At 56.1% G+C, this 5505-nt stretch carries 2 tRNA genes and 3 rRNA genes; all 5 read right to left on the minus strand.

Annotated elements, in window-relative coordinates:
• Positions 1–12: 12 nt before the first annotated feature.
• Positions 13–129, minus strand: a 5S ribosomal RNA gene (gene rrf, locus U8525_RS34025).
• A 176-nt stretch (positions 130–305) separates the two neighbouring features.
• Positions 306–3272: ribosomal RNA gene (locus tag U8525_RS34030) — 23S ribosomal RNA — on the minus strand.
• 292 nt (positions 3273–3564) lie between these two features.
• A tRNA-Ala gene (locus U8525_RS34035) sits at positions 3565–3637 on the minus strand.
• A gap of 44 nt (positions 3638–3681) precedes the next feature.
• Positions 3682–3758 (minus strand) — tRNA-Ile (locus U8525_RS34040).
• A gap of 211 nt (positions 3759–3969) precedes the next feature.
• Positions 3970–5505, minus strand: a 16S ribosomal RNA gene (locus U8525_RS34045).
• The 16S, 23S and 5S rRNA genes sit together here with 2 tRNA genes alongside, the layout of an rRNA operon.

The raw sequence follows: 5505 nt of genomic DNA on the forward strand, positions 1-5505 counted from the left end.
TTCAAGAAAAGAATCCGGCAGCGACCTACTCTCCCACGCGGTTTCCCGCGGAGTACCATCGGCTCTGGAGGGCTTAACTTCCGTGTTCGGGATGGGAACGGGTGTGACCCCTCCGACATTGCCACCGGAAAAGCGAATGACGGTGCATACGAAGGGTAAGTTGCAAGGTTTCTGCCTGGTGAAGCCTCTTCACCTTGAAGAAGAGTTGAAACAGCTGTCTTCCGGGCGGACGCGCACGGCGTCCATGGCCTCGGCCTTGGCCCCGAGTCCCTTACTCCCCACGAGGGGGCATGCAAGAGAAGGGGGGAAGTAAGCCGCTCGACTTATTAGTACTGGTTAGCTGAACGCGTTACCGCGCTTACACACCCAGCCTATCAACGTGGTAGTCTTCCACGAGTCTTCAGGGGCTTGCGCCCGGGATACCTGGTCTTGAGGTCGGTTTCCCGCTTAGATGCTTTCAGCGGTTATCCAATCGGCACATGGCTACCCAGCGATGCCTCTGGCGAGACAACTGGTACACCAGCGGTGCCTCCAACCCGGTCCTCTCGTACTAAGGTCAGAGCCTCTCAAGTATCCTACGCCCACAGCAGATAGGGACCAAACTGTCTCACGACGTTTTGAACCCAGCTCGCGTACCGCTTTAATTGGCGAACAGCCAAACCCTTGGGACCTGCTCCAGCCCCAGGATGCGATGAGCCGACATCGAGGTGCCAAACCTCCCCGTCGATGTGAACTCTTGGGGGAGATAAGCCTGTTATCCCCGGAGTACCTTTTATCCGTTGAGCGATGGCCCTTCCATTCAGGACCACCGGATCACTATGACCTGCTTTCGCACCTGCTCGACCTGTCGGTCTCGCAGTCAAGCTCCCTTATGCCATTGCACTCGACGCCCGGTTTCCAATCGGGCTGAGGGAACCATCGCGCGCCTCCGTTACTTTTTGGGAGGCGACCGCCCCAGTCAAACTACCCACCAGACAGTGTCCCAGTCCCGGCTGACGAGACATGGTTAGACACCAGAAATCAACAGGGTGGTATTTCACCGTTGCCTCCACCGAACCTAGCGGCCCGGCTTCAAAGGCTCCCACCTATCCTACACAGTCAATCCCTAGTGTCACTGTCAAGTTGTAGTAAAGGTTCACGGGGTCTTTCCGTCTTGCTGCGGGTAAACTGCATCGGCACAGCTATTTCAATTTCGCTGAGTCCCTCTCCGAGACAGTGCGGAAGTCGTTACTCCATTCGTGCAGGTCGGAACTTACCCGACAAGGAATTTCGCTACCTTAGGACCGTTATAGTTACGGCCGCCGTTTACTGGGGCTTCGGATCATCGCTTCGCCTTGCGGCTGACGAATCCCCTTAACCTTCCAGCACCGGGCAGGAGTCAGACCCTATACGTCGGCTTGTCGCCTTCGCAGAGTCCTGTGTTTTTGGTAAACAGTCGCTACCGCCATTTCTCTGCAACCTCTCTCGGCTTCGGCTGTACGCCTACACCTACCAGAGGCCCACCTTCTTCCGAAGTTACGGTGGAAATTTGCCTAGTTCCTTGGAGGAGAGTTCTCTCAAGCGCCTTAGGATTTTCTCCTCACCCACCTGTGTCGGTTTGCGGTACGGACACCCTACAGACTCCCTGCGGGACTTTTCTTGGAAGCCGAGCATCAGCGACTTACCCCTTGCGGGGCGCCATGGGGTCTCGGGGATGACTGCCGCGCCTTTATTCGTACGCGACACCCCTACGCCTTTAGACTGACACAACCACCGGTCAGCTCGCCTAGCTTTCTCCGTCCTCCCTCAGTTCAACGTCTGCAAGATGGCGCAGGAATATTAACCTGCTTGCCATCACCTACGCCTTTCGGCCTCGGCTTAGGACCCGGCTAACCCTGGGAAGATTAACTTGACCCAGGAAACCTTGGGTTTACGGCGAGGGGGTTTCTCACCCCCTTTATCGCTACTCATTTCGGCATCAGCACTCCCAGTCGCTCCAGCGGCCCTTTCGGTCCACCTTCGCTGCAACTGGGACGCTCCCCTACCGCCATGCGCGCCTGACGCGCATGACCCGAAGCTTCGGCACTAGTCTTGAGCCCCGTTACATTTTCGGCGCGGCCTGTCTTGACCAGTGAGCTATTACGCTTTCTTTAAAGGATGGCTGCTTCTAAGCCAACCTCCTGGTTGTCAATGACCTGCCACATCCTTTCTAGTGTTCACTTAGACTAGATTTGGGGGCCTTAGCTGTCGGTCTGGGTTATTCCCCTCTTGCCAATGGACGTTATCACCCACTGACTGCGTCCCGGGATAACAATTGCCGGCATTCGGAGTTTGATACGGTTTGGTAATCTGGTGAGACCCCTAGCCGTTTCAGTGCTCTACCTCCGGCATTGAATTACCCGAGCCGATACCTAAATATCTTTCGGGGAGAACCAGCTATCACGGAGTTTGATTGGCCTTTCACCCCTACACACAGCTCATCCCAGAAATTTTCAACTTTCATGAGTTCGGTCCTCCATGCGGTGTTACCCGCACTTCAACCTGGCCATGTGTAGATCACCCCGCTTCGGGTTATAATACACGCAACTTATCGCCCTGTTCGGACTCGCTTTCGCTCCGGCTCCACCTATCGGCTTAGCCTCGCTACGTATATTAAGTCGCCGAATCATGATGCAAAAGGTACGCTCTCGCACTGGCTTGCGCCGTAGTGCTCGAACTGCTTGTAGACATGCGGTTTCAGGTTCTTTGGACTCCCCTCACCGGGGTTCTTTTCACCTTTCCCTCGCGGTACTTGTTCACTATCGGTCGCCAAGGAGTATTTAGGCTTACCGGATGGTCCCGGCAGATTCAGACAGGATTGCACGTGTCCCGTCTTACTTGGGTAACCCGCTCAGCTCCAGACGGCTTTCGCGTACGCGACTATCACGCTCTTTGGTGCGTCTTTCCAGACGCTTCCGCTAGCCCTCCAGAGTCCTACCGCGGACCCGCTACCCCACCGCCATTTGCATGACGTTGGTTTGGCCTCTTCCCATTTCGCTCGCCACTACTCTGGGAATCACTCGTTGTTTTCTCTTCCTCAGGGTACTGAGATGTTTCACTTCCCCTGGTTTGCTCTCACGGCCCTATGGATTCAGGCCGGAGTAACGCAGCTCTTCGCCGCGCTGGGTTTCCCCATTCGGACATCTCCGGATCAACGTTTGGTTGGCAACTCCCCGAAGCTTTTCGCAGCCACCCACGTCCTTCATCGCCTCTTGGCACCTAGGCATCCACCGCACGCCCTTAGTAGCTTACTTGCCCTAATCTCTTGTCCAACGCCCGCCTCCCGGCGGATTGTCGAAACTCGAAACCAAGGCCCAGGCCTCTGCTCTTCGCTAGCAGGCCCGGAAGACTTTCTTTCTTGCTGTTTCTCACTGCTTCTTCTTGTGTGGGAGACTTCGCTTTCGCCTCCCCCAGCCGCCTCTCGGCGCCAGGTGAGACTCATTTCGAAGTCGGCACTTCTGTTGAGAACTTCACTCAGCAGAAATTGCAACTTACCCTTCGTATGCACTTGTCAAAGAACGTCCCTGCTTGAAAGCAGGTAACTTGTGGAGCTGATCGGGTTCGAACCGACGACATCCAGCTTGCAAAGCTGGCGCTCTCCCAGCTGAGCTACAGCCCCGACTCTCGCGTCGGCACCGCCTTCGTCCCTCCAGCGAGGGAGAATGGTGGGCCTAGGTGGACTTGAACCACCGACCTCGCGCTTATCAGGCGCGCGCTCTAGCCAGCTGAGCTATAGGCCCAGGTGGGGGCTAAAGCATCGGCAGAACCCTACAGCGTCCTTCATTCTCAAAGAGCCGAGCCATTGCTCGGTCCTTCAAAACCAAACAGCAAGCCCAAAGCTCATAATGGATTGTTTACCGGAAACTTTGACCTAGTCAGACCTCGGTAGCCTTTCGGCTACTGGCATCGCCTGCTCCGCCGAAGCGTGAGCCCGATGCCCGGTCTCCTTAGAAAGGAGGTGATCCAGCCGCAGGTTCCCCTACGGCTACCTTGTTACGACTTCACCCCAGTTACCGAGCACTCCTTGGGCATCTCTTGGTGAGATGACTTCTGGAGCAATCGACTCCCATGGTGTGACGGGCGGTGTGTACAAGGCCCGGGAACGTATTCACCGCAGCGTGCTGATCTGCGATTACTAGCGATTCCGCCTTCATGGAGTCGAGTTGCAGACTCCAATCTGAACTGAGACCGGTTTTCTGCGATTAGCTCCCCCTCGCGGGTTTGCAGCGCTCTGTACCGGCCATTGTAGCACGTGTGTAGCCCTGGTCATAAAGGCCATGAGGACTTGACGTCATCCCCACCTTCCTCCGGTTTAACACCGGCAGTCCCTCTAGAGATCCACTTGCGTGGCAACTAAAGGCGAGGGTTGCGCTCGTTGCGGGACTTAACCCAACATCTCACGACACGAGCTGACGACAGCCATGCAGCACCTGTCTCTCGGTTCCCTTGCGGGCACTCCCTCATCTCTGAAGGATTCCGAGGATGTCAAGACCAGGTAAGGTTCTGCGCGTTGCGTCGAATTAAACCACATGCTCCACCGCTTGTGCGGGCCCCCGTCAATTCCTTTGAGTTTTAGTCTTGCGACCGTACTTCCCAGGCGGAGAACTTAATGCGTTAGCTACGGCACCGCGGGGGTCAACTCCCACGACACCTAGTTCTCATCGTTTACGGCGTGGACTACCAGGGTATCTAATCCTGTTTGCTACCCACGCTTTCGCGTCTCAGCGTCAGTTACCGTCCAGGTGGCCGCCTTCGCCACCGGTGTTCCTCCCCATATCTACGAATTTCACCTCTACTTGGGGAATTCCGCCACCCTCTCCGGCACTCAAGCTCTGCAGTTTCGGGCGCACTTCCTCAGTTGAGCTGAGGGCTTTCACACCCGACTTGCAAAGCCGCCTACACGCGCTTTACGCCCAATAATTCCGAACAACGCTTGCACCCTCTGTATTACCGCGGCTGCTGGCACAGAGTTAGCCGGTGCTTCTTCTCCCGGTACCGTCAAGGCAAAGCGTATTAGGCTTTACGGTTTCGTCCCGGTCGAAAGTGCTTTACAATCCAAAGACCTTCATCACACACGCGGCGTTGCTGCGTCAGGCTTTCGCCCATTGCGCAAAATTCCCCACTGCTGCCTCCCGTAGGAGTCTGGACCGTGTCTCAGTTCCAGTGTGGCTGATCGTCCTCTCAGACCAGCTACCCGTCGTCGCCTTGGTGGGCCATTACCCCGCCAACTAGCTGATGGGCCGCGGACTCATCTGGTTGTGATAGCTTGTTTACAGAGGCCACCTTTTCCCTCAGTCTCCGAAGAAACCGTGGGCTTATCCGGTATTAGCCAATCTTTCGACTGGTTATCCCAGGCATCCAGGCAGATTATCCACGTGTTACGCACCCGTGCGCCGCTCTACTAGGGTTTCCCCATTCGCGCTCGACTTGCATGTGTTAGGCACGCCGCCAGCGTTCGTTCTGAGCCAGGATCAAACTCTCCAATTG

The organism is Corallococcus sp. RDP092CA, from assembly GCF_041903675.1.
In the GTDB taxonomy this organism is placed as follows: Bacteria; Myxococcota; Myxococcia; order Myxococcales; family Myxococcaceae; genus Corallococcus.